A 25147-nucleotide genomic window follows, 5' to 3' on the forward strand; every position below is an offset into this window, starting at 1 on the left:
AGGCTTGCAGGACTGTTTCGCGATTAAAAGGCTTCCATTTAGACCAAAATTCGTACACCAAAGGTCAACAGGCCCTAGGCAAAGTCTTTCCAAAAACCGTTTTCTACTTTGTCCCTTAATGTGTCCCAAAGGTTTACTTCAGGTATAGGACGGCTAATAAGATAGCCCTGGCCCTGATGGCAGTCGAAATGGCAAAGCAACTCGTATTGCTCATTGGTTTCAATGCCTTCAGCTACCACCTGCATGCCCATGTTACGCACCATGGATATGGTGGAATGCACGATGTTTCTGTCATCTGCACTACTGGCGATGTTGGCAACGAAAGAGCGATCTATTTTTATAAAGTCGGCTGGTAATGATTTTAAGTAACTTAAAGATGAATAGCCGGTTCCAAAGTCATCAATCGCTAACATGCACCCCATGTCACGTATAGTTTGCATTATCCCCGTAGCCCGTTTGATATCAGAGACCAACACGGTTTCAGTTAGCTCTAAGCAAACTTGATCGGGAGCGATATCGTTTTTAATAATTTGGTGCTGTAAAAACTCTGGCAAACTGGGGTCGAGGAACTGCCCGGCCGATAAGTTAATTGCCACTTTGATGTCTGGGTAGCCGCTGGTTTTGAGCTCGTTAACTAAGTGAGTGGAACGCGTAATCACCCAGTAATCTAGCTCGAGCATAAATGACGTGTTTTCTAGTAGAGGAATAAAGTCGCCTGGCGATATATGCCCTTTTTTAGGATGATACCAGCGTAACAGTGCTTCAAAGCCCATGAGCTTACCGCTGTGCATGTCTATTTGGGGTTGCAAGGCAAGGCTAAACTGATTGCCTCTTAGCGCTTCGCGGGCTTCAGACTCCAATTCAACCTTTTGCATTACCTTAAGGTTCATAGTGGCGTCATATACCCTAAACTCAGCACCTTTTTTCGCCTTAGCTTCGTACATCGCTATATCGGCATGGCGCAGCAGCTCTACCGGCGTAGCGCGGGAATGATTAGTAATGGCAATGCCAATGCTGATTGAAACATAAAAAGTAACGCCATCAACAATAATGGGCTCTTGAAACTCGTCGATAATTTTTTGCGCGACCGTGTCGACATGTTTTTTGCTCTCTATATTCGACAGTAAGATAACAAACTCATCGCCCCCAAACCGCGATGCAATATCAGACTCCCGAATAGGACGGGAAATTCTCATTGCCGCAGCTTTAAGCAGCTTGTCGCCGACATCGTGCCCATGGCTATCGTTAACTTTTTTAAAGTCATCTAAATCCATAAACATGAGCGCTACTAGCCTGTCATCTCGAATTGAGCTGGCCAGTTGTTTTTCAATTTGAAAGGTCAACATGTTGCGGTTGGGTAGGCCTGTCAGCACGTCGAACATGGCCATTTTTTCTAACTTAGCGGTGTTAATTGCCATTTGTCCGTCAAAGCTTTCTAGCTGGCGCGCTAAATCGTTCGCCGCTTCCTCAACTACGTCGAGTTCGTCGGTTAGCTTAAATACCGGCTGCTTTCGACGCTTAGCTGCGACCGTATAGAATTCGCTAAACTTATGCTCAGCCAACATCGGCAGACGCTCGCTTATGTCTAAAAGCCGTGTGCGATATTGATTTAAGAAAAGATAGAGCAACGAAGAAAAAAGAAGAAATAATGCGATAGCGCTTGAAATAACCACGTACTGATATTGCTCGTTCTGACGTATCATTGCTGAGACATCTTGAACGATAAGCAAATAAGGATGATCGCCTGCCGCATGGTCAAAAGGCAAAAGGCTAACCAGAAGCTGCTGGTTTTCTAACTCTACGTTTACCCCTTTTATTACGAGGTCGTCAACACGCCAGTTTTCAGGCAATGCCTTAATAAGCGAATTTAAAAATTGTTTGTTCGCAGCGGAAACCTGACTTGCTACCTTTAACGCAAGTTTTCCAACCTGTGATTCATCTACCTGAACAACCGCGACTTTATATACATCGGTGGCGCGGCTAAATAAATACAGTAACTCTCGCATGGAAGTCGACACGACAATAACCGGCACTTTTTCGCTTGATGCCATTATAGGTATTGAAATGTAGTGCGTGCATACGCTCTCGCAAACCAGTAACGAACGACTTTCAAATGAGGCCCGGGTAGAATCTACAAGCCGCTTGATGGTGCTGTTAACGGGGTAAGTAGGCTTTCCAACAACGCCGTTTTCATCGAATAAGTAAAGGGTTTCTACCTGAAAATTGAGCGTTAGGTATTCGCTTAGGTCATCTAGCGTATTATGTAAATTATCAAGGTTATTAGAATACGCGCCATTTTTACGGCTTATGATATCAATGAGGGTGATCATACGGCTATGGAGTATGTCTTCGAATAGCTGAACCCTACGCTGGTTGCTAATTTGGCTTTCCCGCTGCTGCATCACAACCTGTGCTTCAGACTCTTGAATTAGCACGGTGGATATAACGATAGTAACGGTTAAAACCATTGCCAGTAAAATAGCGATGGTTTTCGTGGTAAAAGATACCTGAACCTTCATCTTTTACCCTTAAAACCAATACATCAATTGTATTGACCACATTTCCCAATGCTTATCGGCGTGGGATGCCACATCACGGTTTAATAAGCTGACTACACGCGTTGCACCTTCAACCCAGTGATATTCGCCCTGTAATCGCCATTTGGGCGCGATATCCCAGCGTAACCCCACCGTATAAGTATCTTGGTAGCCAAAGTAAGCAGGGATAAGCCCTCCAGTACTTGCCTCTAGTTTTTTACCGTCACTGTCGGAGGTATCGTTGATATAAGTATCGTAGCCAATAAGACCGCTGATTTCGTTGTTAAACAAATATCTAAATTGAACGAAACCACCTTCACCGGTGCGTTTTTCGGCAAAGTCAGGGGAAAATAACCCTTGGCTGTCTTGTTTTTCACGAAGTATCTCTGCAGTGACTTCCCACTTCTCAGCAAAATATTGGGCGGACAGCATAAAGCGCTCAACATTAGCTCCACCAGACAAACGGTTATCGTCTTGTGATGGTGTGTACCTGAAGTCGGAATTAAGCCAACTCGCGCCTACCTTCCACGTCATTGATGAGGGCTGCAAAAATACGCTAGCTTGATGCACGAAATCTTGTTTGATTTTGCCCTCAGCTGCATCGCCTAAGAGAAAATCGCGCTGAGAGTCATTAATGTTCGAGCGGCCATAGCTCCAGTTAAGCTCCCACGTAAATTCTTTACCATAGCGAGAGAAACTGGTTAGTATTCCGTTACTGCCCAAAGCAACATCGCGGAATCCGTCAAAATATACCGACTGAGGCAGTACTGACGTATATCGCGTTTGAGGGACATCTCTGGTTGATGAATAAAGCCAGTGGATGTTTTTAAAGCGTCCTGCGTGAATTTGGCCCTGCCACCCGCCAGGTAAGTCAGGTAATTTCCAGTCAACAAATAAATAATCGAGGCGAGCACCTTGCTCGAAGCGATTCCCACCCTCTAGATAGTTTATTTGACCTGCAATGGATATATTTTCAGCAAGCTGATAATAACCGTTTAAACCGATTTCGGTGAGTTCACCCGTCACGTTATTGTCATCAGTTATAAAGCTACTGTCTTTCGACTGGGTTAAGCCCTGTGAAACATAACCATGCCATGTAAAATCTGATTGCGCGCTAATAACATGCGAACTAAATAGCCCAAGCGCTAAAGCGATGTATATTTTCATTTTAAATCTACCTCAACGCGTCTAAGCTTGACGATATCGGTCCGCTCAACATAACCGATAGAACCTATCGTGTTTTCCAATGCATCCACTAGCGCTTGATAAGAGGTTACTCTGATAGGGGTGATACCTTGGCCAGAATAGGTAATTTGATCCCAAAGACGAGACAGCTGATAAGGGAACATTTGAAGAATATCGCGGCAAAATTGACGGTGTAGCTCGTCGCTGTCTTGAAGTACGAAAACGGTAATTTTAGTGCCATTTTCCCAATACTGGCGCTGCCCTGTAAAGATCTGACGCAGTTCGGAGCGACTAAGTTCTTCAACCATTACACTTTCGTTCACCATGACGTTAAGTTCCGATGCATTTACTTTAGGCAAGCACATGAATAGCACTGCTAGTGTTAGCAGTACTTTTCTAAATGCAGCAAAAGAATGAATCTCGGACAGCCATCGCAAAGCGGGCTTTTTCATTAAGTAACGACTCCCTGTTCAACAGAAGTACACAGCACAACGCTAAGTGTAGATAATAGTTGGTAGTTTTACCTTACGATAAAAAAATTAAACGAGGAACGGCGCAACTTTTTGCTTAACCATGTCTACGGTAATTTTTTCCATTAACTGGCTCCCTTTGGCTCGCGTTCCCCACGGTAAGGCGCTCCAAGGTTTCCCTTTTTGCTCCTCTATGCATTCATCATAAACCGACACCAACCTTTCAAGATTGTTGTAAGGCCCTGTTCTACGTGGATTAGAATGTGCGTATAGCCCAATAACAGGCGTGCCCACGGTAGTTGCCATGTGAGCAGGCCCAGTATCTGGTGCAATAACTAGGTGAGCATGCTTTAGTAACATAAGCAGCTGATGCAATGTTGTTTGCCCAGTAAAGTCTTTAAGCGGATATTTCACACTCGCTTTAATTGCATCAGCAGTTTTGCGGTCTAAATCTCCTGGACCGCCACATAATATCACGGTGACACCGGCCTCTTGGATATAGTCAGCAATACTTGCGTATCGTTGCGGCAACCAATTTCTTTCAGCCTTACTTGCCGCTGGTGAAATAACGACATATTTACCCAAGGTTTTAGCTTGTTCTTCTCCCCACTTTTCATCTTCTGATGCAACAGGAATACTCCAAGAAACAGCTTTTGGCTCAGGTACGCCCAATGCATCGGCAAAATCCATAAAACCTTTAAGCACATGAGCGTGCTTTGTAGCCGCCACCCGTTTATTGGCAAACAACCAGTGCAGCTCCTTACTTCGCGCCCAGTCAAAACCTATGCGCTGTTTTGCTTTAATCACTCGCGAAGCTAAGTTTGCCCGTAATGCCACCTGCATCATTAATAAAGCATCAAAGGTTTCACCGGCGACTTCTGCTTTAAGCGACTCCACTGCAGCTTTCCCTTTTGATTTATCAAAAATAATGAACCGTACGTTTGGCATCAGCTTCACAAGCTGATACTCCACTTTCCCTATTACCCACGTAATTTCAGCATCGTTCCACTGTGATTGAATTCGAGTAACCATAGCAACAGCATGACATACATCCCCAATGGCCGATAAGCGCATTAAACAAATCTTTTTTCCCACAGAAGCTCTCTCGTTGCTGAAAAACCAAAATAAATCATTAGAATATGAAATTTACCATAAGTTGTGGGCAACATGGCGACAATGCGACGAGACATAGGTGCTGGGCACCACTTTATTTTCGACAATACCTTAGTCAGTCAGCCTAATACAGAAATGTTTAGCCCTGAGTTTTGGCAGCTACAAAACAAGATAACAGGTCAAGCCAAGGGGCGTGGTACAACCATCTTCATTGAGCATGAAGGTCAACACTGGGTTTTACGGCACTTTATGCGTGGCGGACTGGTAGGCAAGGTACTCAGTGACCAGTACTTTTTTAATGGCATTGAACGTTCTAGACCTTTCGAAGAATTCGCATTGCTCGAATACATGCGAGGTGAAGGTCTTTTGGTACCTATTCCTGTCGCTGCTCGTATCCACCGCAGAGGCTTGATTTATCGGGGCGATATTATCACCCTTAACATTCCTAATAGCCAAGACCTGCACCACGTTTTGTGCCAGCAGCCACTATCAAAAAACGAATGGCATGAAGTCGGGCGAGCGCTGGCTCGAATGCACAATTGCCAGGTTTATCATCACGATGCGAATGTTCGAAATATTATGATTGATAGCGATAAGCAAATTTGGCTAATCGACTTTGACCGCTGCTCGAAACGTAAAGGGGATAGCTGGAAACAAAGTAACCTAGATCGTCTATTGCGCTCTTTGCATAAAGAGCAAGCGAAAAACCCGGTATTTCACTGGAAAAAAGACGATTGGACGGCGTGCTTAGGTGGCTATAACGAATTGGTGAAGCGTTAAAAACCGCGAATAATAAACATAATTGCAGCAGTACTTAGCATTACTCGTTAATGTGGTACAGTAGCCCAGTTGAACCTATAAACCCTATACGACAATAAGATTCAATTTATGCACACTAGAGCACTTTACCCAGGTACTTTCGACCCAATTACTAACGGTCATGCAGACCTTATTGAGCGGGCGTCTCAGCTATTCTCTCACGTCATTGTGGCTATCGCTTCTAACCCCAGTAAAAAACCGCTTTTTACGCTAGAGGAACGGGTAGAAATGATAAAGAAAGTTACCGCCGATCTGCCTAATGTTGAAGTAGTAGGGTTTACTGGTTTACTAGCGGACTTTGCGGATGAACAAAACGCGACTATTTTGATTCGTGGTTTACGCGCGGTATCTGATTTCGAATACGAATTCCAGCTGGCCAATATGAATCGACGCCTAAACCCGAAGCTTGAAAGTGTATTTCTAACTCCAGCTGAAGAAAACTCGTTTATTTCTTCTACTCTAGTGAAAGAGGTAGCCTTGCATCGCGGGGCCGTAAGTGGTTTTTGCCACCCGGTAGTAGAGCAAGCGTTAAGAGACAGGCTAGGTAAGAAGAGCTAGGTAAACCGGCGCTTTCCAGTACAGCAGGTTTACAGAGTTGTGTTGCTTTAAGCTATCCTTCTAGCTGTAAACCTTTCTAGTTGTGACTCTTTTTTAGCTATTAGCGCTGGCAGCGAGTACAAAAAAAGGTGTTTCGCTGTCCTATTACCTTGCTTTCAATGGCTTTGCCACACACTTCGCAAGGCTCACCTTTTCTTCCATACACATTTAAATGCTGTGCAAAGTAGCCTGGCTTACCATCGGTTTGTGCAAAGTCTTTGAGCGTAGTGCCGCCCTGCTCGATAGCTTTAGCGAGCACTTGTTTTATTGTTGCAGTAAGTGACTTGTAACGAGCGGCGCTAATATTGCCCGCGGCTCTTCTCGGGTCGATACCTGCAAGAAACAAAGCTTCGTTCGCATAGATATTGCCCACACCAACAACGATAGCGTTATCCATAATGAAGTTCTTCACCGGACCTTTGCGGTTGCGCGATAAACTGAACAAACGTTTATCGTCAAAGTCGTCTGTAAGGGGTTCAGGGCCTAAGTTGTCAAACATTGCTTGTTGTGTATCGGGCGCCTGAAATAAAACCGCCCCAAAGCGTCTAGGGTCGTTTAAGCGTAAACACTTACCAGTATTTAAAACTATATCCACGTGGTCGTGTTTCACAATAGGTGTACTTGCGTCAATAACCCGCAGTTTGCCTGACATACCCAGATGTAAAACCAGTGTACCTGTGGCTGTTTCAATCAGCAGGTATTTCGCCCTACGCTTTACCGCTATTACCTTTTGTCCCTCAACCAGTGAGACTTCCTCTGGTATGGGCCAGCGCATTCTACGTTCTCTTACCACTACTTGAGTAATGGTATTGCCGATTAGATGAGGTGATACGCCCAAACGGCTTACTTCAACTTCTGGTAATTCAGGCATTTATAGTGTCCAAGGTAATAATTTATCAAGGTCGGTATTGGTTAATGTGTACCAGTTATTTTCGAATTTGATCACTACCGGTGATGTATTAGGATAAATAGCGTAAACCTTGCCGTCGCTATTACCCGCCAGCCACACCACTACAATAAGCGGCTGTGTATTCAAAACCGATTCAGGCACTTCAGTCGCTGGATTCAACATTGCCCGTTGCCAATGTGAAAACTGCTCATCAGGCTTTACAGCGAGGCTGGTGTTAAGACCTTTTTGACGCCATTGTTGCCCGACACGTTCCAGGCTATTGTTATCATGCTCTATCTTTAGCACGTAAGCATCTTCAGGTAACAAACTAAGTGTTTGTATCGTATTTTTCTTCGGTAGCAAACTGTCTAAGTTAAACAGTGCAATCATAATGAGCATCGCAACGATAACCACATTGTTCATTGCCCGCTGAGAAATTCTTGCCACGCCTTGTTCCTGTAAAGTGGTCGACTATAAATACCGGAATATAGTAATACCTCACTCTCTTATAAGCTAACTCAATATTTTTAGATGGCTTTGAAAATGTATGGGCGTTTGTTTACATAAACCATAGTGCTGCTTAGCGTTTGGTGCCTAGCTTTATGTGTCTTGAACTTTTAGAAGCAAACTTTTTTCAGGCTGATGGCAACGTCTGATCTGATATAGACAAGGCCATTATTGGCCTATGAATTATTTGGGATCATTTGTGCGCTACGTTGCGATCTCGCTGAGATCTGAGAGTTATACGAGCAATTGCAAAGGATATTAAAGCAAAAAACCCAGCAAAGGCTGGGTTTTCGTGGAGACAAAAGCAAGCTAATTACTTGATTTTGGCCTCTTTGAACATAACGTGCTTACGCACAACGGGATCATACTTTTTGATCTCCATTTTGCCAGGCATGTTACGCTTGTTTTTATCAGTGGTGTAGAAGAAACCTGTACCTGCTGAAGAAACTAGTTTAATTTTATCACGCATTGTCGGCTTCCTTAGATTTTCTCACCACGGGCACGGATGTCAGTTAGTACTGAATCGATACCTTTCTTATCGATGATACGCATGCCTTTAGCAGACAAACGTAGTTTTACAAAACGGCTTTCGCTCTCAACCCAAAAACGGTGTGTTTGAAGGTTTGGTAAAAAGCGACGACGAGTCGCATTTCGTGCGTGTGAACGGTTATTACCAACCGTTGGACGCTTACCTGTTACTTGGCATACTCTTGACATTGTATTTGTCTCCAGAACAACGATAACTGTCGCGTCAGTTAATCCCAAGCGCTCAAACAGTGGTTGGGTCAAATGACGTATTACTATAAATTAGAGGGCGCATTTTATACAGCAAAGGCAGGATCATTTCAATAAGAAAGTACAAAAAGGTTACTTTTACGTACTATTTTTGCACAAAATACCACCAGCACTCATTTTTCACGGCCTGTATTGTACTTTTCTCTTCGCAGTTACGCTACGAATAAATACCTAATCTACACTTTAATTTCTTAGCTGAATTAAAATATCTACGGGCAAAAAAACGCCACATTCACGTGGCGTTTTTCTATTTAGTCAAAAAAAGGCGACCTAACTTCAGTTAAATCTATCAATCTTGAAGGTCGGCGTAACATTTGCCCACCGTCACGAGAGATTGGTACCCAAGGGAATAATCCTCGCCCTTTCGACGGCTCTAGCAAGAACAAATCGGTAGGAATGGAAATATAGAAGCCTTTAGTAAAACTGCCCTCTCCATATTCTTCTGACGATACATCAGTGAAGGCAGCGTAAGCACCTACTATAATGCCGCTATCAAAGCGTTTGGCGTAATCAATATTTACACCTTTATCTTTCGCTAAGAATTGACCTGCACTAACCGTAATTTGCGTATCATCTAGGAATTCAGGCTGCCAATAGACACTTGCATGGCCGGTTATCGTATCGTAATCCTCTAAGCCTGTTTGGCTGAAAGGATCACGCTGCTTAACGTAGTTGATATCGATGCCGTAGGCGACATTACTATCGACAGGGCGATAAAGAATTTCACCACCTACACCAGCAAACATGGTTTCAAGATAACCTGCGTATGCTTGAGCATAAAGGTCGTCAGCGATATCGTCTTTGTAATGTAAAAACGCGGTATCTAACCATACATCATTTTCAGACACATATTCACGTACCCGGGTACGCACGCGAGGTAAAGACACGTCTTCACCATCTACGAGGTAATTAAACTTGTCGAAGTTATCAAGAAGCGTCACTCGTGCACTACTCACCACCGAGAAGTTTTCATTAAACGCATAGCCACCGTTGAGTAATAGCCCAGTTTGATAAAGGTAGAAGTCCTCTGGATTACCAAACGATTGAGTGAAAAAGAAGTCGGTGCTATAGAAAAAGCCTGACGTATTTTCGGGGTCGTAAGCGTCCATCACTTCTTCAGAAGGTGACGTTCTTATGTAAGTCTCTGTTATTTCAGCATCCACTGACTCATAGCGGGCGGCAGAGATAAAGGCTTCAGCATCTATTTGTGTATCGACCATAGGAATGCCGCCACGATTATCTACCATATGATAAGTTTTAACACTATCAGGAAGCTCAGAAGCCGCTACGCGTCCCACGCGCTCAATAGCTTCATCTTGATCGCGATACTTAACCTGCGTTCCATAGAAAATTGCACTGTCTTCTTTAATTTCAGCATCGGACAAAACAAAACCGCCTGAATTATAAAGGTCATTATAAAGACGTGATTTATTTACATCTTTAATATTGGATGGCGCATTTCTTCCCATTAAGTTTCGCGGCGCATCGTCAAATTTGATCTGTGATGCTGTGTTCATGTTGAAGCGATATGTCACGCCAAAACCAATGGTATTTCCACGTTGGTAATTTAACAAGAAATCAAAGTCTTTGTAGCGATATACCGCGCCTACATTCCAGCGAGAATCTTGCTCTAACTGACCGGCTCTGTCACGTGAGTAATCGTTCCCTTCAAACTCTAGCTTTAGCGTTAAAGGTTCCCACGGCGTTTGGTACTCTACGCCACCAAAGAAGGCAGTAGTACCTTTAAAAAATTGATCGTAATCGACCTTACCACCACGGCCTGAGAACCCGCCAGGGCGTTCACAAAAGCTGTCTCTAACCTCACAAAATGGGTTAGTGATATCGTCAGCTGTTCCTAAATATCCCCAGCCTAAGCCTAAATGGAAATCAAACGGCCCCACCGATTTACTGGCGTTTACGTATTCGCTTTCAAAGAAGCCTGTGCCACCGAAGTCTCTAAAACCAACGCTAATATCTGGTAGGTAATAACTTTCTTTCCATAGCCTGAATTTAACGTCTAGGCCCTTATCTTTTAAGGTTTGGTCGCCACTGAATGATTCAACTTGGCTATATAAACGTGTACGTACGTCGGTATAGCGAGCGGTCGCTTCCATCCAATCATAAAGCTGGATATTAACTGACCAAAAACGATATTCGCCGTTATCGGTGTAGTTGATGGCCATTCCGCCTTCGTCTCGCATACGCGCGGTTGGCGTTTGGATTAGGCCATTACCGCCTTGCACCATTTGAGAAGGCGTAACGCGAAGTTGAGTATCGGCAAGCGTGGCAGAAGACAATGCGCTGCCAATTACCAGCGCGAGTGTTTTTTTCTTAGATACTTTTTTCTGAAATATTGGCGCACTCATTGAGGTAAGACCCTATGTACAGCTAACGCGGCAACCCGCTCATTTAATTGCTTAAGTTTATTGCTGAAAAGCTCTGAAGAAATAGGCACGTAAACCTGGCTACCCGGCATAAGCTGAGCAAAATCTAAATTCCAGTAAGCAATACCCTTCTCTTCTATATTGCCCATGGGATCAATAACGTAAACAACGCTTCTGTCGGCGTCTACCGCCTTTTTAACCGTATGAGCCGCCGTGTAAATTGAGGTATCGCTTTGATGTTGATAAGCGCCTGGCTTTATTACCGCGCCCGAGAAATGCACTACGTTAGGGCGCCCATTCAAACGGATCCAATATTTACCCGGCTGGAACATAGGGTTGTCTTCGAAGAACAACCTAGCTCGATTGTAAGAAATAGGCATATCGATACGTGTAGACACCGTCCATGAAGATACTTGATCAAAGAGGTTTCGTAGCGCTTTGTGAGTGTCTGAGTCTTTATCAAAGCTAGCCAGCAGTTCCCTTATTTGCGACAGCGCAATCTCTTTTTCTCTTTCAGCTGTTGGGTTGGTTAAATCAAATGCAGAAGCTGTAGGCCAATACCAATCGCCATTATCAGCCACTATAGACAACACACTTGATAACCTGATTGGTCGGTCGAACTGATAAGTTTGCTTGTTCACCATAACGCTTACAAGACCGTCATTGGCATATAAACTAGTAGATGTAATAAGACCCAAGGCAATAAAAAGCGTAGAAATAAACTTCATTATTGCGTTACTCCTTGTTTGTTCATCTCACGGACTACACGGCTTAGATAAACCATGTCGTACACGTCTCCCTTAGGGCTGAACTGTTGCTTTGTGGCCATCAGTTCTTTCGTATGTTTGTGCAAGAAGTAGGTATTTTCCCACGACAGACCCACGTCGATAAACGGGGTATATTCTGAAAAGTCTACGGTTTCTACGACTTTAATAAGGGGCACAGTAAAGCCTAGGTATTCGTGGGTTTCCTCGCCCACAATTCGCCATGAAGAGTCTACTGGAACACCATAGCCAATTGCGTCGATGTCCACTTTACGCTTCCAGCTAAAAGGCAAAACATCGTTGGTGGCTAACGGATTATGCTGCAAATTTCCTGTATAAAAGAGGTCGTTATCTAAACCTTCAGTTTTTACAATTATGCCGTGATGCATGGTGAAAATAACTTTATCACCTGATACCCACTTATATTTATCGCCATCAATATAGGCTAACGCAAGAGACGCAGTATCCCGCTCCCCTGCTTTAATTTGCATAATATCTGATTTACTCGCCGCAATTTCATCGACGGTGTAAGTCACTGTGCGGTCTTTTAAAGCTAGTTTTAGTGTATTGTAATAGGCAACGGTTGTTGTAGAACAACCCGATAGAGACAGGCAAAGAAAGCCAATAATGGCTGATAGAATGTGTAGTTTCATTAAGGTACGCCGACAAAAACTAAGGACAATTAAATTTTGCTGTAAAAATAAAAAAAGCCGCTAAAAAAAGCGGCTTTTTCGAATACTCTTAAATTTACTGTACGGTCGGCGCGTAAGTAAATGTAACAGGCACAGTAATTGTTTGAGTTACAGTACCAGAAGTAGTTACGGTAACAGTGTTAGTTGTACCAACACATACGCCGTCTACTAGTGGATCGTCACCTTCACAAGTTGGGTCAGTTGGAGTAGTGCCACCATTTCCTGGCGCGTCTGCAGAGTTGTTGTTTGCAACACCAGCAATGATACCAGCAGCAACAACACCAGTAGCGATCATGCCACCACTTACGCCACCGATACCTGAAGTTCCACCTTCGTTATCTTGTGCGTTAACACCAGCTACCATAGTAGCAGCTGCAAACAATGCAATAATTGACTTCTTCATAACAGTCCTTTAAAAAAATTACCCACTAGGTCCTATGCTAAATCATTTTCAACCATTTGACTAGATTATAATCGACGAATGACTTAGGAATCTTATGTTAGCAAGCCACGCTGCGCAAATGAAATGGTTTCTTTATCTCCAACCACAAAATGATCAAGTACAGGCACGTCGATCGATGCCATGGCATTTTTGATCTCGGCTGTTAGCCGAATGTCTGCATGACTTGGTTCTGCTACGCCTGAAGGGTGATTATGGACCAAAATGATCGCCGCCGCATTGTCGATCATAACCTGCTTGATCAATTCTCGCGGATACACTGCAGCGCTATTGATCGTTCCGTTAAACATGGTACGAAAGGCGATAAGTTGATGTTGGCTATCAAGCATCAAAAGCGCAAATTTTTCCCTTTCGCAGTCTCTTAATTTGGCCTGTAAGTAACGCTTAGTGTCATCTACGTTGTTAAATACATCTTGGCGTTTAAGTTTTATTTCTAAATTGCGCTTAAAGATTTCAAACCCTGCTTGGAACTGGGCATACTTACACGGCCCAATACCTGACACTTTTGAATAGCTCTCTTTCGTTGCGGTTACCACTCCTCGCAAACATCCGAGTTCGTTTAACAATTCATGCGCTACAGATAAGGCGCTCTTTCCTTTAACCCCCTTGCCCAGCAACACAGCGAGCAACTCAGCATCACTTAAGCTTTCTGCACCTTGCTGTAGTAGCTTTTCTCTTGGCCTTTCACTTATCGGCCATACTTTTATCGACATGTACTTGGTCCGTTAACTCAATAAAACAGTGGTTATAGTTGAATTGAAAGAGATTAACGACTGTATAAAAGGCGGGTTTCTTCTTTTGAAGTTGAACAGATAAAAGACAAACAGTATCTAAACGCCAAGATCGACTTTTGTTCAGCTATCCGATTTTTTGTCACCATGGTAGGCTAATATTAATATTTAGATTTCGTGTTCTTTTATGTCTATTGCTAATAAAAACATTTTGCTGGGCGTGACGGGTGGTATTGCCGCATATAAAGCTCCAGATTTAGTGCGCAAGCTCACCGCATTAGGTGCAAACGTACGTGTTGTTGTCACCGACTCTGCCGCAGAGTTTGTGAGCACTTTATCGCTCCAAGCTGTGTCAGGAAATCCGGTGCATCAGCACCTTCTAGACCCAGCTGCTGAAGCTGCGATGGGTCATATCGAATTAGCAAAATGGGCCGACATCCTACTTATCGCGCCAGCCACAGCAAACACTATCGCTAAACTTGCTCACGGCATGGCAGATGATTTATTAACCACGCTTTATTTGGCCACAACCGCTACGCTTTTTGTTGCCCCAGCAATGAACCAGCAAATGTGGAAAGCGTCGGCGACACAGCGCAATATTGCTACACTTCAAAAAGACGGTGTAACTTTTATTGGCCCAGCAAGTGGTGAGCAAGCTTGTGGTGATGTAGGCTCAGGCCGCATGGTCGAACCTGTAGATATCGCCAGTGTATTAAATGAAAATGAAGATAAGACTTCAGAGTTGGCATTAGCATTAACAAACCTAGCGGGAAAACAAATAACCATTACTGCAGGACCAACCAGAGAGCCGTTAGACCCCGTACGCTATATCTCTAATCACAGCTCTGGAAAGATGGGGTTTGCTATTGCGCAAGTCGCGGCTCAAGCGGGCGCGAACGTAACACTAGTTGCAGGGCCGGTGGCACTTTCAACGCCAGCCTTCTGTAACCGTATTGATGTCACCACCGCAGATGAAATGCTTGAGGCTTGTGAAAAACTTGTACCTTCAACAGATATTTTTATCAGCACTGCCGCGGTTGCCGACTATAAGGCATGCTCAGTGGCGGACAATAAAATAAAGAAAACAGGTGATGAGTTAACACTTACTTTTGTTAAAAACCCTGATATTCTAGCAACGGTATCTAACAGACAAGACCGTCCATTTTGCGTAGGCTTCGCAGCTGAAAGCCAAAATGTGGAAGATTATGCCCGCGGCAAACTTGCTAAAAAGAAGCTAGATATGATTGCGGCAAATGATATAACGGCTGAAGGTCTGGGGTTTAATAGCGATAAAAACGCGCTGCATGTAATATGGCAAGACGGCGATAAACGATTGCCTGCCACCAGCAAAAATGCACTAGCCGAGCAGCTGCTCGTGCTCATTGCGGAACGTTGCGCTTTAAACAACAAAAACTAACAGATACTTATTAAGTGTCGATAATAAAAACGATAAATATAAACGCTTTGGCGTAAGCCAACTTAACATGGAGCCCGGGTTGCTATAACTCGGTAGCGGAGGAACCACTTTCGTCATGCCTGCTGTCAAAAAAACAAATCGCAGAGCCCAAATTCTGCAAGCACTTGCTGGAATGTTAGAAACCAGCCCAGGTCAACGTATCACTACTGCTAAGTTAGCGGAAAAAGTCGGTGTGTCTGAAGCAGCACTGTATCGTCATTTTCCCAGTAAAGCGCGAATGTTTGAAGGGCTTATCGAATTTATTGAAGAAACGCTTTTTACGCGTATCAACAAAATAGTTAATGAAGAAAAAGACTCGCTCACGCGCTGTCAGCTAATTCTTCACCTTATTTTAGGCTTTGCAGAGAAGAACCCAGGGATAACCCGTATTTTAAACGGCGATGCGTTAATGGGTGAGCAAGACCGACTACGTGCGCGTATCGCCAAGCTTTTTGAACGTTTAGAAACCCAGCTTAAACAAGTGCTAAGAGAGCGCAAGCTGCGTGAAGGGAAAACCCTTTCCGCTGATGAAGCGATCATCGCCAATATGATGATTTGCTATACCGATGGACGTATCAACGGCTTTATTCGCAGCGGCTTTACCCGCAAACCCACTGAGCAATTCAATGAACAATGGGCCGCGTTTAAGCAAATGTTTGTGTAAGGCGCTAGGTTTAAACTAAGCATCAGTTTTTTGCATATTACTGATGCTTTATTCTGGCTCATTTCAACACTACTATTCGCAGTTAGTTTTTCTCAATATAATCAACTATGCGTAGCGAGCTTTTACCATCAGTAGGACCTACGTGATCTTCGGTATATGCCTTACGCTCTTCTTTATATAAATCCCTATTTTCTAATTGCTTTTCTATCGCGCCACGTAGTTCTTTATAGCTATTTATATGAAGCCCGATTTTTTGATAAATCACGTTATCTTTACCAAAGCGCTTCTTAAAGCGATATTTGAAAATTCCCCGATATGACCACTTCAATTTAAAGAAGTTACATACGATCACAGGTTTAGTTAACGCGACAAACTCAAAGAGTGTGCTCGATGCTTCACTGACTAAAATATCTGCTTCTTTCATAAAAGGAAGTAAAGATATGTCTGTTTCGGTTGCTACATAGGTGTTACTAAACTCTCCCCACTTTTTCAGTTTTTTCCGCTGATTTTTGTAAGCTTCACGGGAGTAGGTGAAAGTGTGCGGCTTGATAATAATATTGAAATCAGGAAAGTGGCTTGGCCAATTATCAGGAAAACATTCAAGTGAGCTTGGGTTAAAAGTGGGGGCAAACAATAGGGTCGGCTTATTCTCATCCAAACCTAGTTCAGCGTACTTTAAACCTGTTTCTGTATTGTTAAATAAGGGGTCGAGCTTGGAAAAGCCAACCTGAACAAACTCGTCATTCGGATATAGCTCTCTAATCTTTGCTAGACGTAGTTTACCCTCTATAAACCTAACCGTCATAGGCGTAGCGGATTTGTGATAGTAGCTAGGTTTAGGCCCAATACCATGACCGAGTTGTGCGGTTTTACTGGCTTTGTGAATATCATCTAAGTAAGGAAAGCCATTGCCAAAGAAAATCCAGTCAGGGGACTCTTTCAAATAAAAGTCTCTGGCGGCTTTATCATCATCTACCCAGCAAAACTCATAGCCTAGCGACAATAAAACTTGTTCGAATTTCTGAACGTTGTTTTTATTGCTATAGCAAACGAGTTTAACTTTATGACCGCGCTTAGCAAGTTCTTCACATATAGGAATAAATTGAGGTAAGTAATACACATTGACAGTGTCAAAAGCTATCTTCATAAAATTTCTTATAATTATTTATTGTTAGTATCAAAAAAATAAGCGACTGGGCGTAATACTTAATTTGTATTACAGTGTGAACAGTATCATTTATAGAATAAAATTTATGCTTAACACTACCCTATCTAAATTCGGTTATCCTGATAATCTTATAAAAACATACGATTATTGGCATGTTTTACTCAGACCTGGACAGGTAACTCTTGGTTCATTAGTTCTTATATGTAAGGAAAATGTCTTTAACTATTCTGATATTTCAGAAGAGGCGGCTAGAGAACAAAAGATCGTTGTTGCAGATATAGAAAAGGTGCTCAAAAAACGCTTCAACTTCTGCAAAATAAACTATTTAATGTTAATGATGGTGGATCCTGCTGTCCATTTTCATGTTATTCCTCGTTATGAACATCCCGTGATTTTTTGCGAAGAATCTTTTGAAGACAAGCACTGGCCCAAGCCACCTGTCTTAAGCGAAAAGCTTGAATTAGATGATGATTATTTTGCTGAATTAAGAGCAACGTTACGCGCTGACTTTGCATTACTTTCATCTACGAACGCATCCGAGACAGGTAAAAAATATCAAAGAATGTATACGTCAGGCTGCTTTGACATTTTCCACCAAGGTCATCTAAATATACTGAAGAAGACAAAAGCGCTTTGTGATTATTTGATTGTAGGTGTTTCTACCGACGAGCTTATCGAGAAGTCTAAAGGACGCCCACCGCTTATCCCGTTTGAAGAACGAATTTCCATCCTCGAGTCCAACCGATATGTGGATGAAGTTATCCCTCAGGTGGATAAAAACAAACAAAGAGTGGTAGATGAATACAATATTGATGCGATTTCAGTGGGCTCTGATTGGAAAGGAAAATACCCTAGCGTGACTTGTGACATGGTCTATTTCGATTATACACCCAACGTTAGCTCTACCGTGCTTAAAAGAAAGCTATAAAAAACGCATGAGCTAGCAGTAACCTGCTAGCTCAAGCATAGCCGTTTACTTACTAAACGTGTTACCAAAAAAGTCACCATCGTTCCACTTAGGCTTATCTTTTTGGTTTGCTAGTGTCCAACCAATTTGCGCGTTGACCTTAGTAAACGTCTCCGCCGCATTCCAGTTGAAAGGCTGGTTAATATCATCGCTAGGCTTGTGATAGTGCGTAGATAAGAACTTACCAAACACCTTGCTGCCATCTACGTTAGGGTCTTTTGATTTAAGACCCGGCACCATAAATACTGAGGGTACACCTTGTTTTACAAACGCATAGTGATCTGAGCGAGTAAACAGCGCCTGCTCAGGCCATGGGTCTGGGCTTAGCTCGATATCGGCATTAGCTGCAGCTTTTTCCACTGACTCTTGCAAATCGCTGTGGTTCGCACCAAAGGCAATAACGTCTGCAAACTCGTAGGTTAGAATTGGCATATCTAAGTTTACGTTCGCCACCATTGATGTAACAGGTACGGTTGGGTTACGAGCGAAATAGTCTGCACCTAACAGGCCTTTCTCTTCACCGGTTACCGACACGAACAGAATTGAGCGCTTTGGCTTTTCTTTCATTTCGCTAAACAGGCGTGCAGTTTCTAACATCACTGATGTGCCCGACGCATTGTCCATAGCACCATTGTTAATGTTGTCTTTCTTCACTGTTTTGGCAAAACCAATGTGATCAGAGTGAGCAGAGAAAACCACGTACTCGTTTTTAAGCTCTGGGTCTGAACCTTCAAGTACACCCACGACATTCGGGCTTGTAATGGTGTCGTGCACGCTCTTCTTGCTGATATCTACCACACCGTTAAGCGTAAAGCCTTGCGGTACTTTGTCAGCTTCAAGAACTGCATAAACCTCATCAAGGCTCTTTTCAGCACCTTCAAATAACTTACGCGCAGCGCCTTCACTCATATAAGCGCCACCTTTCAGTTGAGAAAAGCTATTTGCAGGCTGACCTTTGTCGTCTAACCAAGCCATACGCGGTGTATGAATATAGTTCAAGCGGCTTTGATAAGGACGCACTTTTTCATTTTTGGGCGTAGTAATAGTGATCATGCCAATAGCACCATTGTCTACCGCATACTTTTGCTTTTGATAGCCAGATGCAAAGTGAGCGCCCTCTTCTGATGGAAAGTCGCTTGGCTTACCAGCAAGGGCCACAACAATCTTACCTTCTACATCTAGGTCTTTGTAATCGTTGTGAGATAGCTCATCAGCTACAATACCGTAGCCGACAAATACCATTTCGCCTTTTACATTGCCCTCAGTACTGAGCAAACTCGGGCTAGCTAAGTACTCTTTTGGATAATCAAAATCAATGGTCTCGCCGTTTTGGGTGAAGGTAAACTTAGGAGACTCTTGAACCAGATTGGCTTTACGAAACGATACGTTTTGTACGTAACCGTCTGTACCTGCCGGCTTCAAACCATATTTGGCAAATTCGGTAGCAATATAAAGCGCCGCAATTTCATGGCCGCGAGAACCAGTATCACGACCTTCAAGTAAGTCATCAGCTAAGAAAAACAGGTGTGATTTAATTCGCTGTGTATCAGGGTTAAAAGCATTGTCTGTCGATGCATGGTTGTGAGCAGTAGCAGCAAAGGTCATTGCTGTCATTGCACTACCTATTAGTAGTTTTTTTATCATTGTAATTTCACCGTATAACTAAGTGTGCGACATGGTAACGCAGTTAATAGGCGAAATACCATTAAACTGCATACGTTTACCATGTGTTTCCTACCGTTGCTCGCATTTTAGGAGCAAGGTAAAATTGTTAGCTAAACGCCGGTGTAGATTCCGGGAGTATTTATATTTTTAGTGAAGAGCAGCATCCATGTCGAAAGACGATATTCTTTACCGCGTTCAATTCATCAGCAATGGAGAACGTTACGAACTGTACGTTAGAGCCCTTACTCAGGGCGCTTTGTTTGGCTTCATCGAGATAGGTGACTTTGTATGGGATACCCATACGAGCGTTGTTGTAGATCCTAGCCATGAAAGGTTAAAAGCTGAATTTTCAGAAGTAACAAAAACTTATATTCCTATGCACAACGTTTTACGCATTGACGCCGTAAATAAAAAAGGAACAGCCAAAATTACTAAATTAGAAAATAAATCTGATAAAGTAACGGCTTTCCCTAGTCCAATATATACACCAACGAAAGAGTAGCCGCCGGAGTCTATCCGGTAAAGGTTACCGGAGACCCTTATGTATCGCTATCTGTTAGCAGCATTACTACTTATTTGCAGCGTTAGTTCATCTGCAAAGAGCCTTGACGATGAAAGCTTGTATCAACTACTTGATGACATTTGGCAGTATGAGCTTTCGGTTTCCCCGCTTTTAGCGTCTCGCCAAGGCGATAGTTCCTTGGCCCATGTGCTACCCGATATTTCACCAGAAGCACTTAAAGCACAAAATGAACAGTGGCGTGTGTTTCAAAAAGCCTTAAGTCAGTACGAAAAAGACTCTATCTCTACTGACGCTTATATTGCTTTGCTAATGCAGCAATACCGTTTAGCCAACTATGTGGATGAATATACCTATCGCGCGCACTTGGTGCCCATCAACTCAGAATACGGCTTTCACGGTGCCATGGCCTCGCTTCCTAACTTATCTACGTTTAAGCGTGTAGAAGACTATCAGGCATACATTAGCCGCTTAAACGCACTTAAGCCTTATTTTAACCAGCAAATTACTTATATGAAGCAGGCGTTAAAAGAAGGCTACACGCAGCCCAAAGTCGTGCTGAAAGGGTTTGAAGACTCAGTTGCGTCGTATATTGTTGAAAATGCAGTGGACAGTGGCTTTTATTCTCCGTTTACCCGCTTTCCAGAGTACTTTACTGCCGAGCAAAAGGCAGCGTTAGCAGAGCAAGGCAAAGCAGCCATAAACAGCAGCGTGTTGCCTGCGTATCAAATATTCTACGACTTCATGGTAGAGGAATACATTCCTAATGCCCGTGAAGATATTGCCGCAAGAAACTGGCCTGATGGTGTGGCCTATTACGCTAATAGAGCCAAGCATTACACCACAACAGATATGACCCCTCAGGAAATCCACGATTTAGGTTTGTCTGAAGTAAAACGTATTCGCGCGCAAATGCAGCAAATTGTGGATGAGCTTGGCTTTGATGGCGACATTAACGACTTTATTGCGTTTTTACGCGAAGACCCTCAGTTTTATGCCACCAGCGCTGAAGATTTGCTGAAAGAGGCGTCGTTTATTGCAAAGAAAATGGACGCGAAACTCCCTTCTCTTTTTGAGTATCTACCAAGAACGCCTTACGGCGTAGCACCCGTGCCAGATGCTATTGCACCTAAATATACAACGGGCCGTTACATCCATCCTAGCCGCGATGATCAGCCAGGATATTACTGGGTAAATACTTACGCCCTTGATAAACGCCCTTTATATGCGCTGCCTGCTTTGACATTACACGAAGCGGTTCCAGGGCATCACCTTCAAATTTCATTAGCAGCAGAGCTTGAAGATTTACCTATGGTACGCCGTAACACCTATATTTCAGCATTTGGTGAAGGCTGGGGACTGTACTCTGAGTTTTTAGGTATTGAAGCAGGTATTTACGAAACGCCGTACGACAACTTCGGTCGCTTAAGCTACGAAATGTGGCGTGCGTGTCGCTTAGTGGTCGATACTGGTATGCATACAATGGGTTGGAGCCGTCAGCAAGCGGTGGACTATATGATGGAAAACACCGCGCTTTCAGAACACAACGTTAATACGGAAATAGACCGCTATATCTCTTGGCCAGCGCAAGCGCTGTCATACAAAATTGGTGAAATCAAAATAAAAGGCCTTCGCGAAAAAGCAGAGATTGCTTTAGGTGAGCGTTTTGACGTGCGCAAATTCCACCGCGCAGTGTTAGAAAATGGCTCAGTTCCACTTTTCATATTGGAACAAAACATCAACACCTTTATAGAAGAACAAAAGGCACAATAAACATGATCGTTGCATTTGGTGTTATTGGATTACTTATCCTGTTTTTAATTTACTTTGTGCTGCGAGCGCAGAACTTACAGAAAGAGCTGGCGCTGTTGCGCCACTCGAATAAGCAGACTAGTAACAAGGTAACGTATGCTTATCGCAATCTTGTTCTTGTTACAGATGCGTTGGAAAAAAACCTTACCGCGCGTATTGAAAGTGCCTATAAAAGCCGTCTTATCGACCAAACTCAATATAATGCGCTGCACCCGCTTATGCGCAACTTTTCAACCATTATTATGGCTTGTTGTGAAAAAGGCATGTCTCTTGAAGAGTCTTTAAATAAAGCATTGCAGAATGAAGAAGTGACGCTTGAGGAAATTCGTGAGGTGGTGAAAGCACTTCCTAGCAACGTGCGTATGGTGTGGTCAAAAAATACCGCTGATGGTTTTATTGCTTTTTGCCAAACCGTTACAGCAACCGTAAGCGGTACTGCAGCAAAATCACAAAAAGAACCTTCATCACAAGAGTAGCCTCTTACTCTTATCCCCATGTTAGGGTCGCCCGCTTTACTGTGTTGTTAGGATTGGCGGCCCTCGTCTATATCACTACTCTTTTAAAAGTTTAATTTTTTTACCTTTCCAAACTAATCAGTAAGTTAGCGCTTAAAACAACAAGCCAAAAACCTTTTGTCTTGAAAAGGGTTATTGCTGCACTATAATACTGTATAAAAATACAGTTTATTTTGAGTGCCATGAACAAATCGTTATCCGTGCTTAACAACCACCCGCATATTTGGCGGGCCAGAGATCAGAAGCAAAGTGAAGCCAAGTTTTCGCTAGGTTTTCCGCGTCTGGATAAAGCGCTTAACGGTGGCGTTGCCTCTACGGGGCTTGTACGTATTGCCTCACTAACCGGCGTGGGTGAGCTTTCGCTCTTTAAACAGGTTATTTGCCAACATCGCACGCATAAACTGGTGGTATTTATTAACCCTCCAGGGCAACTACAGTCGCCGTGGTTAGAAAATCTGGGGCTTAAAGCGCAACAAGTTCTGGTAGTAAAACCAGGTTCTGAACAAGAGTCGTTGTGGGCAGCAGAGCAATGTTTAAAAAGTACGGCTTGCCATTGCGTAGTGCTGTGGAGTAATGCTGTAAATCAAAAAGAAGCACGACGCCTACAGGTAGCAGCAACGCATAATGATGCGCTGTGCTTGCTGTATACTCCACCGCAACAGCAGGCCTCACAGTTAGGTTACCCAAAGGCCGACATGGGGAGCGATTCACAAGCCAACCTGTCGAATGAAAGCGACAGTGCATTACCCATTACTCTGGATATTGCGCTAAAAGGTAAACCCCACGCTTTAGCAGTGAACATACGCAAGCAGCGTCATGGGTGGCCCAAAGATAACATTGTTATTTCCCACCGGTGGACACCCGACAATCAGGCCATTAAATGGGCCATGGCACACAACACGCTTTCCGACAAGGCGCTACACTCTGTGAGCTAATGATGCTGTGGGCTTATATTTACTGCTATCAACTAACTTTAGACAGCCATATCAAAGCGGCTAGAAGTAAGCGTGCACATCGCCAGTTGTCGAAGCACGAAACTAACAACCAGTATTCAGCGTTAGCGTCGAATACTCCCTTTGCAGTATATTGCAGTAAAACCAACAAAATTACGCAGTGTAATGATATTGCGAAAAAAGAAGGCATTGAAATTGGTCATGGACTTGCCCAAGCCGCGGCGCTGTGCCCCTACGTGCATATTCTGCCTTTCAGTGAAGAAGCCGAAAAGCATATACTGACGCAGCTAGCCCATAGGCTGTATCCTCTTGCTTCTGACATCGTACTAGACAGCCACATTCATTCGAATGGCGTAAATGGTCTGGCAGTAAGGCTAGATAACCTAATCCATTACTATGGCGGGCATAAGCCGCTGTGGAAAACCCTAACTCAAGCACTCGCAGAGGCAAATATTCGCTATCATTTTGCTAGTGCATGGACGATTGAGGCTGCAAAGGTATTAGCCCTTCATCAACACAATACCTATATGCATGCGCCAGATGATATAAAAAAAGCGCTAAGTACATGCCCGCTTTCTATTACTGCTTTGTCATCTAAAGTCATTGAGGCCTTGGCAAGGGTAGGTGTTACCCGTGTACAGCAACTGTTGGCCATGCCGGTACAAGAGCTGGGGCGGCGCTTCGACAATAACACCATTATGTATCTTACTGCGCTCAGAGGAGAAACTTTTCCCCGCATTACGCTATTTAGGCCTTTAGAGCATTTTGACAACTTTACTTTATTGCCTTTTGATATTGAAAACACGCAGCACCTAACACCTTTTGTCACACAGCAGTTTGAGCATTTGTCTCACTATTTACGGGCCAGGAACTTATATACATCAAGCATAAGCGTGCATATTCATTTCAGAGAAGCACCTGTATTGGATATTAATATTCGCTCTGCAATGCCTCAGTCTTCGGTGCATAGTTGGCTACCACTATTTAGCCTTAAAACTGAAAGCTTGGAGTTACCTGAGCCTGCCACAGCGGTTGCGCTTACCTGTCAGCAGTTTGAAGAAATAGATTCGCAGAATGGCGACTTTTTTAGCAATAGGTTTAATGACGTTGCACAAAAGCAATTGATTGGCCGCTTAAACGCCAAACTAGGTGATAACAGTACGTTTCAACCTCGCGCTGCCGACAGCCATCAGTTTGAATATATGACGGTGAACGAGCCGAGCGCCGATAATTATGTTTATAGCAGTGACATTACGCCCACCTTTACCTTTGATACACCTAAGCCGCTTATTCAGGCGACCCATATTTGCTTTGGCCCTGTGCGATTACACAGCGAGTGGTGGCATGACAGCCCAACAAAGCGAGATTATTTCATCGCCCAGACTGAGCAATGTGTAAGGCTCTTAGTATTTAAAGACGAAGAAAGCCGTTGGTGGGTGCATGGACTTTTTTGCTAGCCGTATGCGGTTAAAGAAAAGGTAAAA

Annotated in this window: 25 protein-coding genes; 10 read left to right on the forward strand and 15 right to left on the reverse strand. The window is 43.5% G+C overall.

Annotated features, from left to right (window positions below):
• Window positions 1–74: 74 nt before the first annotated feature.
• The 4 genes from ACYX4N_RS01245 to ACYX4N_RS01260 form a co-directional block, all read right to left on the reverse strand.
• Window positions 75–2519 (reverse strand): bifunctional diguanylate cyclase/phosphodiesterase, encoded by a 2445-nt coding sequence (locus ACYX4N_RS01245; protein WP_476055351.1) that lies wholly within the window; start codon window positions 2517–2519, stop codon window positions 75–77.
• Between the two features lie 9 nt (window positions 2520–2528).
• The gene (locus tag ACYX4N_RS01250; protein WP_474857196.1) at window positions 2529–3704 is read right to left on the reverse strand and encodes a hypothetical protein; all 1176 of its coding nucleotides are present in this window, start codon (window positions 3702–3704) and stop codon (window positions 2529–2531) included.
• Entirely contained in the window at window positions 3701–4174 is a 474-nt protein-coding gene (locus ACYX4N_RS01255; protein ID WP_476055352.1) for a hypothetical protein, read from the reverse strand. The genes ACYX4N_RS01250 and ACYX4N_RS01255 overlap by 4 nt, the downstream gene beginning before the upstream one ends.
• 87 nt (window positions 4175–4261) lie before the next feature.
• Window positions 4262–5287, reverse strand: a complete 1026-nt coding sequence (locus ACYX4N_RS01260) for a glycosyltransferase family 9 protein (protein ID WP_474857195.1) — start codon at window positions 5285–5287, stop codon at window positions 4262–4264.
• A 72-nt stretch (window positions 5288–5359) separates the two neighbouring features.
• On the opposite strand from ACYX4N_RS01260, the gene ACYX4N_RS01265 reads away from it, so the two are divergent.
• On the forward strand, window positions 5360–6085 hold the full coding sequence (locus ACYX4N_RS01265; RefSeq protein WP_476055353.1) for a 3-deoxy-D-manno-octulosonic acid kinase: 726 nt from the start codon (window positions 5360–5362) through the stop codon (window positions 6083–6085).
• A 108-nt stretch (window positions 6086–6193) separates the two neighbouring features.
• Complete coding sequence (coaD, locus tag ACYX4N_RS01270) at window positions 6194–6682, forward strand: pantetheine-phosphate adenylyltransferase (protein WP_179981907.1); 489 nt, start codon at window positions 6194–6196, stop codon at window positions 6680–6682.
• A gap of 100 nt (window positions 6683–6782) precedes the next feature.
• On the opposite strand, the gene mutM is transcribed toward coaD, so the two are convergent.
• From mutM to radC, 9 genes are all read right to left on the reverse strand, one after another.
• Complete coding sequence (mutM, locus tag ACYX4N_RS01275; protein ID WP_476055354.1) at window positions 6783–7592, reverse strand: bifunctional DNA-formamidopyrimidine glycosylase/DNA-(apurinic or apyrimidinic site) lyase; 810 nt, start codon at window positions 7590–7592, stop codon at window positions 6783–6785.
• On the reverse strand, window positions 7593–8057 hold the full coding sequence (locus ACYX4N_RS01280) for a hypothetical protein (RefSeq protein ID WP_474803200.1): 465 nt from the start codon (window positions 8055–8057) through the stop codon (window positions 7593–7595).
• Between the two features lie 373 nt (window positions 8058–8430).
• Window positions 8431–8586: a 50S ribosomal protein L33 gene (gene rpmG / locus ACYX4N_RS01285; RefSeq protein WP_012516577.1), complete on the reverse strand. Its 156-nt coding sequence runs from the start codon at window positions 8584–8586 to the stop codon at window positions 8431–8433.
• 11 nt (window positions 8587–8597) lie between these two features.
• Window positions 8598–8834: a 50S ribosomal protein L28 gene (gene rpmB / locus ACYX4N_RS01290; protein WP_012516576.1), complete on the reverse strand. Its 237-nt coding sequence runs from the start codon at window positions 8832–8834 to the stop codon at window positions 8598–8600.
• Window positions 8835–9163: 329 nt separating this feature from the next.
• Entirely contained in the window at window positions 9164–11278 is a 2115-nt protein-coding gene (locus tag ACYX4N_RS01295) for a YjbH domain-containing protein (RefSeq protein ID WP_476055355.1), read from the reverse strand.
• Entirely contained in the window at window positions 11275–12024 is a 750-nt protein-coding gene (locus ACYX4N_RS01300; protein WP_474803205.1) for a capsule biosynthesis GfcC family protein, read from the reverse strand. The genes ACYX4N_RS01295 and ACYX4N_RS01300 overlap by 4 nt, the downstream gene beginning before the upstream one ends.
• Window positions 12024–12713 (reverse strand): YjbF family lipoprotein, encoded by a 690-nt coding sequence (locus tag ACYX4N_RS01305; protein ID WP_474803207.1) that lies wholly within the window; start codon window positions 12711–12713, stop codon window positions 12024–12026. Before ACYX4N_RS01305 ends, ACYX4N_RS01300 begins: the two co-directional genes overlap by 1 nt.
• Before the next feature lie 94 nt (window positions 12714–12807).
• Window positions 12808–13155, reverse strand: coding sequence for a hypothetical protein (locus tag ACYX4N_RS01310; protein WP_474803209.1), 348 nt, complete (start codon window positions 13153–13155; stop codon window positions 12808–12810).
• Window positions 13156–13247: 92 nt separating this feature from the next.
• Entirely contained in the window at window positions 13248–13925 is a 678-nt protein-coding gene (radC, locus tag ACYX4N_RS01315) for a RadC family protein (RefSeq protein WP_474803212.1), read from the reverse strand.
• A 205-nt stretch (window positions 13926–14130) separates the two neighbouring features.
• Here radC and coaBC point away from each other — a divergent pair, with 205 nt between their 5' ends.
• On the forward strand, window positions 14131–15360 hold the full coding sequence (gene coaBC / locus ACYX4N_RS01320; RefSeq protein ID WP_476055356.1) for a bifunctional phosphopantothenoylcysteine decarboxylase/phosphopantothenate--cysteine ligase CoaBC: 1230 nt from the start codon (window positions 14131–14133) through the stop codon (window positions 15358–15360).
• A 115-nt stretch (window positions 15361–15475) separates the two neighbouring features.
• Window positions 15476–16063, forward strand: a complete 588-nt coding sequence (gene slmA, locus ACYX4N_RS01325; RefSeq protein WP_012516568.1) for a nucleoid occlusion factor SlmA — start codon at window positions 15476–15478, stop codon at window positions 16061–16063.
• Window positions 16064–16145: 82 nt separating this feature from the next.
• On the opposite strand, the gene ACYX4N_RS01330 is transcribed toward slmA, so the two are convergent.
• On the reverse strand, window positions 16146–17210 hold the full coding sequence (locus ACYX4N_RS01330) for a CDP-glycerol glycerophosphotransferase family protein (RefSeq protein WP_476055357.1): 1065 nt from the start codon (window positions 17208–17210) through the stop codon (window positions 16146–16148).
• 106 nt (window positions 17211–17316) lie between these two features.
• Between ACYX4N_RS01330 and ACYX4N_RS01335 the strand changes: the two genes are divergently transcribed.
• Entirely contained in the window at window positions 17317–18159 is an 843-nt protein-coding gene (locus tag ACYX4N_RS01335) for an adenylyltransferase/cytidyltransferase family protein (RefSeq protein WP_476055358.1), read from the forward strand.
• Window positions 18160–18204: 45 nt separating this feature from the next.
• Here the strand turns inward: ACYX4N_RS01335 and ACYX4N_RS01340 are convergent, their stop codons facing one another.
• The gene (locus tag ACYX4N_RS01340) at window positions 18205–19842 is read right to left on the reverse strand and encodes a M28 family metallopeptidase (RefSeq protein WP_476055359.1); all 1638 of its coding nucleotides are present in this window, start codon (window positions 19840–19842) and stop codon (window positions 18205–18207) included.
• A 187-nt stretch (window positions 19843–20029) separates the two neighbouring features.
• Between ACYX4N_RS01340 and ACYX4N_RS01345 the strand changes: the two genes are divergently transcribed.
• The 5 genes from ACYX4N_RS01345 (at window position 20030) to ACYX4N_RS01365 (ending at window position 25120) form a co-directional block, all read left to right on the forward strand.
• Complete coding sequence (locus ACYX4N_RS01345) at window positions 20030–20365, forward strand: DUF1820 family protein (protein ID WP_136783251.1); 336 nt, start codon at window positions 20030–20032, stop codon at window positions 20363–20365.
• 39 nt (window positions 20366–20404) lie between these two features.
• On the forward strand, window positions 20405–22156 hold the full coding sequence (locus ACYX4N_RS01350) for a DUF885 domain-containing protein (protein WP_476055360.1): 1752 nt from the start codon (window positions 20405–20407) through the stop codon (window positions 22154–22156).
• Window positions 22157–22158: 2 nt separating this feature from the next.
• On the forward strand, window positions 22159–22671 hold the full coding sequence (locus ACYX4N_RS01355; RefSeq protein WP_474857181.1) for a hypothetical protein: 513 nt from the start codon (window positions 22159–22161) through the stop codon (window positions 22669–22671).
• Between the two features lie 221 nt (window positions 22672–22892).
• Entirely contained in the window at window positions 22893–23645 is a 753-nt protein-coding gene (locus tag ACYX4N_RS01360; RefSeq protein WP_476055361.1) for a recombinase RecA, read from the forward strand.
• Window positions 23591–25120 (forward strand): Y-family DNA polymerase, encoded by a 1530-nt coding sequence (locus ACYX4N_RS01365; protein WP_476055362.1) that lies wholly within the window; start codon window positions 23591–23593, stop codon window positions 25118–25120. Before ACYX4N_RS01360 ends, ACYX4N_RS01365 begins: the two co-directional genes overlap by 55 nt.
• Window positions 25121–25147: the final 27 nt, after the last annotated feature.

The organism is Alteromonas sp. ABH4_452 (assembly GCF_056311825.1).

Coding starts and splice junctions, on each gene's coding strand:
- ACYX4N_RS01245 (WP_476055351.1), bottom strand. CDS start 2,519: ATGAAGGTTCAGGTATCTTTTACCACGAAAACCATCGCTATTTTACTG.
- ACYX4N_RS01250 (WP_474857196.1), bottom strand. CDS start 3,704: ATGAAAATATACATCGCTTTAGCGCTTGGGCTATTTAGTTCGCATGTT.
- ACYX4N_RS01255 (WP_476055352.1), bottom strand. CDS start 4,174: ATGAAAAAGCCCGCTTTGCGATGGCTGTCCGAGATTCATTCTTTTGCT.
- ACYX4N_RS01265 (WP_476055353.1), top strand. CDS start 5,360: ATGGCGACAATGCGACGAGACATAGGTGCTGGGCACCACTTTATTTTC.
- coaD (WP_179981907.1), top strand. CDS start 6,194: ATGCACACTAGAGCACTTTACCCAGGTACTTTCGACCCAATTACTAAC.
- mutM (WP_476055354.1), bottom strand. CDS start 7,592: ATGCCTGAATTACCAGAAGTTGAAGTAAGCCGTTTGGGCGTATCACCT.
- rpmG (WP_012516577.1), bottom strand. CDS start 8,586: ATGCGTGATAAAATTAAACTAGTTTCTTCAGCAGGTACAGGTTTCTTC.
- rpmB (WP_012516576.1), bottom strand. CDS start 8,834: ATGTCAAGAGTATGCCAAGTAACAGGTAAGCGTCCAACGGTTGGTAAT.
- ACYX4N_RS01295 (WP_476055355.1), bottom strand. CDS start 11,278: ATGAGTGCGCCAATATTTCAGAAAAAAGTATCTAAGAAAAAAACACTC.
- ACYX4N_RS01300 (WP_474803205.1), bottom strand. CDS start 12,024: ATGAAGTTTATTTCTACGCTTTTTATTGCCTTGGGTCTTATTACATCT.
- ACYX4N_RS01305 (WP_474803207.1), bottom strand. CDS start 12,713: ATGAAACTACACATTCTATCAGCCATTATTGGCTTTCTTTGCCTGTCT.
- ACYX4N_RS01310 (WP_474803209.1), bottom strand. CDS start 13,155: ATGAAGAAGTCAATTATTGCATTGTTTGCAGCTGCTACTATGGTAGCT.
- radC (WP_474803212.1), bottom strand. CDS start 13,925: ATGTCGATAAAAGTATGGCCGATAAGTGAAAGGCCAAGAGAAAAGCTA.
- coaBC (WP_476055356.1), top strand. CDS start 14,131: ATGTCTATTGCTAATAAAAACATTTTGCTGGGCGTGACGGGTGGTATT.
- slmA (WP_012516568.1), top strand. CDS start 15,476: ATGCCTGCTGTCAAAAAAACAAATCGCAGAGCCCAAATTCTGCAAGCA.
- ACYX4N_RS01330 (WP_476055357.1), bottom strand. CDS start 17,210: ATGAAGATAGCTTTTGACACTGTCAATGTGTATTACTTACCTCAATTT.
- ACYX4N_RS01335 (WP_476055358.1), top strand. CDS start 17,317: ATGCTTAACACTACCCTATCTAAATTCGGTTATCCTGATAATCTTATA.
- ACYX4N_RS01340 (WP_476055359.1), bottom strand. CDS start 19,842: ATGATAAAAAAACTACTAATAGGTAGTGCAATGACAGCAATGACCTTT.
- ACYX4N_RS01345 (WP_136783251.1), top strand. CDS start 20,030: ATGTCGAAAGACGATATTCTTTACCGCGTTCAATTCATCAGCAATGGA.
- ACYX4N_RS01350 (WP_476055360.1), top strand. CDS start 20,405: ATGTATCGCTATCTGTTAGCAGCATTACTACTTATTTGCAGCGTTAGT.
- ACYX4N_RS01355 (WP_474857181.1), top strand. CDS start 22,159: ATGATCGTTGCATTTGGTGTTATTGGATTACTTATCCTGTTTTTAATT.
- ACYX4N_RS01360 (WP_476055361.1), top strand. CDS start 22,893: ATGAACAAATCGTTATCCGTGCTTAACAACCACCCGCATATTTGGCGG.
- ACYX4N_RS01365 (WP_476055362.1), top strand. CDS start 23,591: ATGGGCCATGGCACACAACACGCTTTCCGACAAGGCGCTACACTCTGT.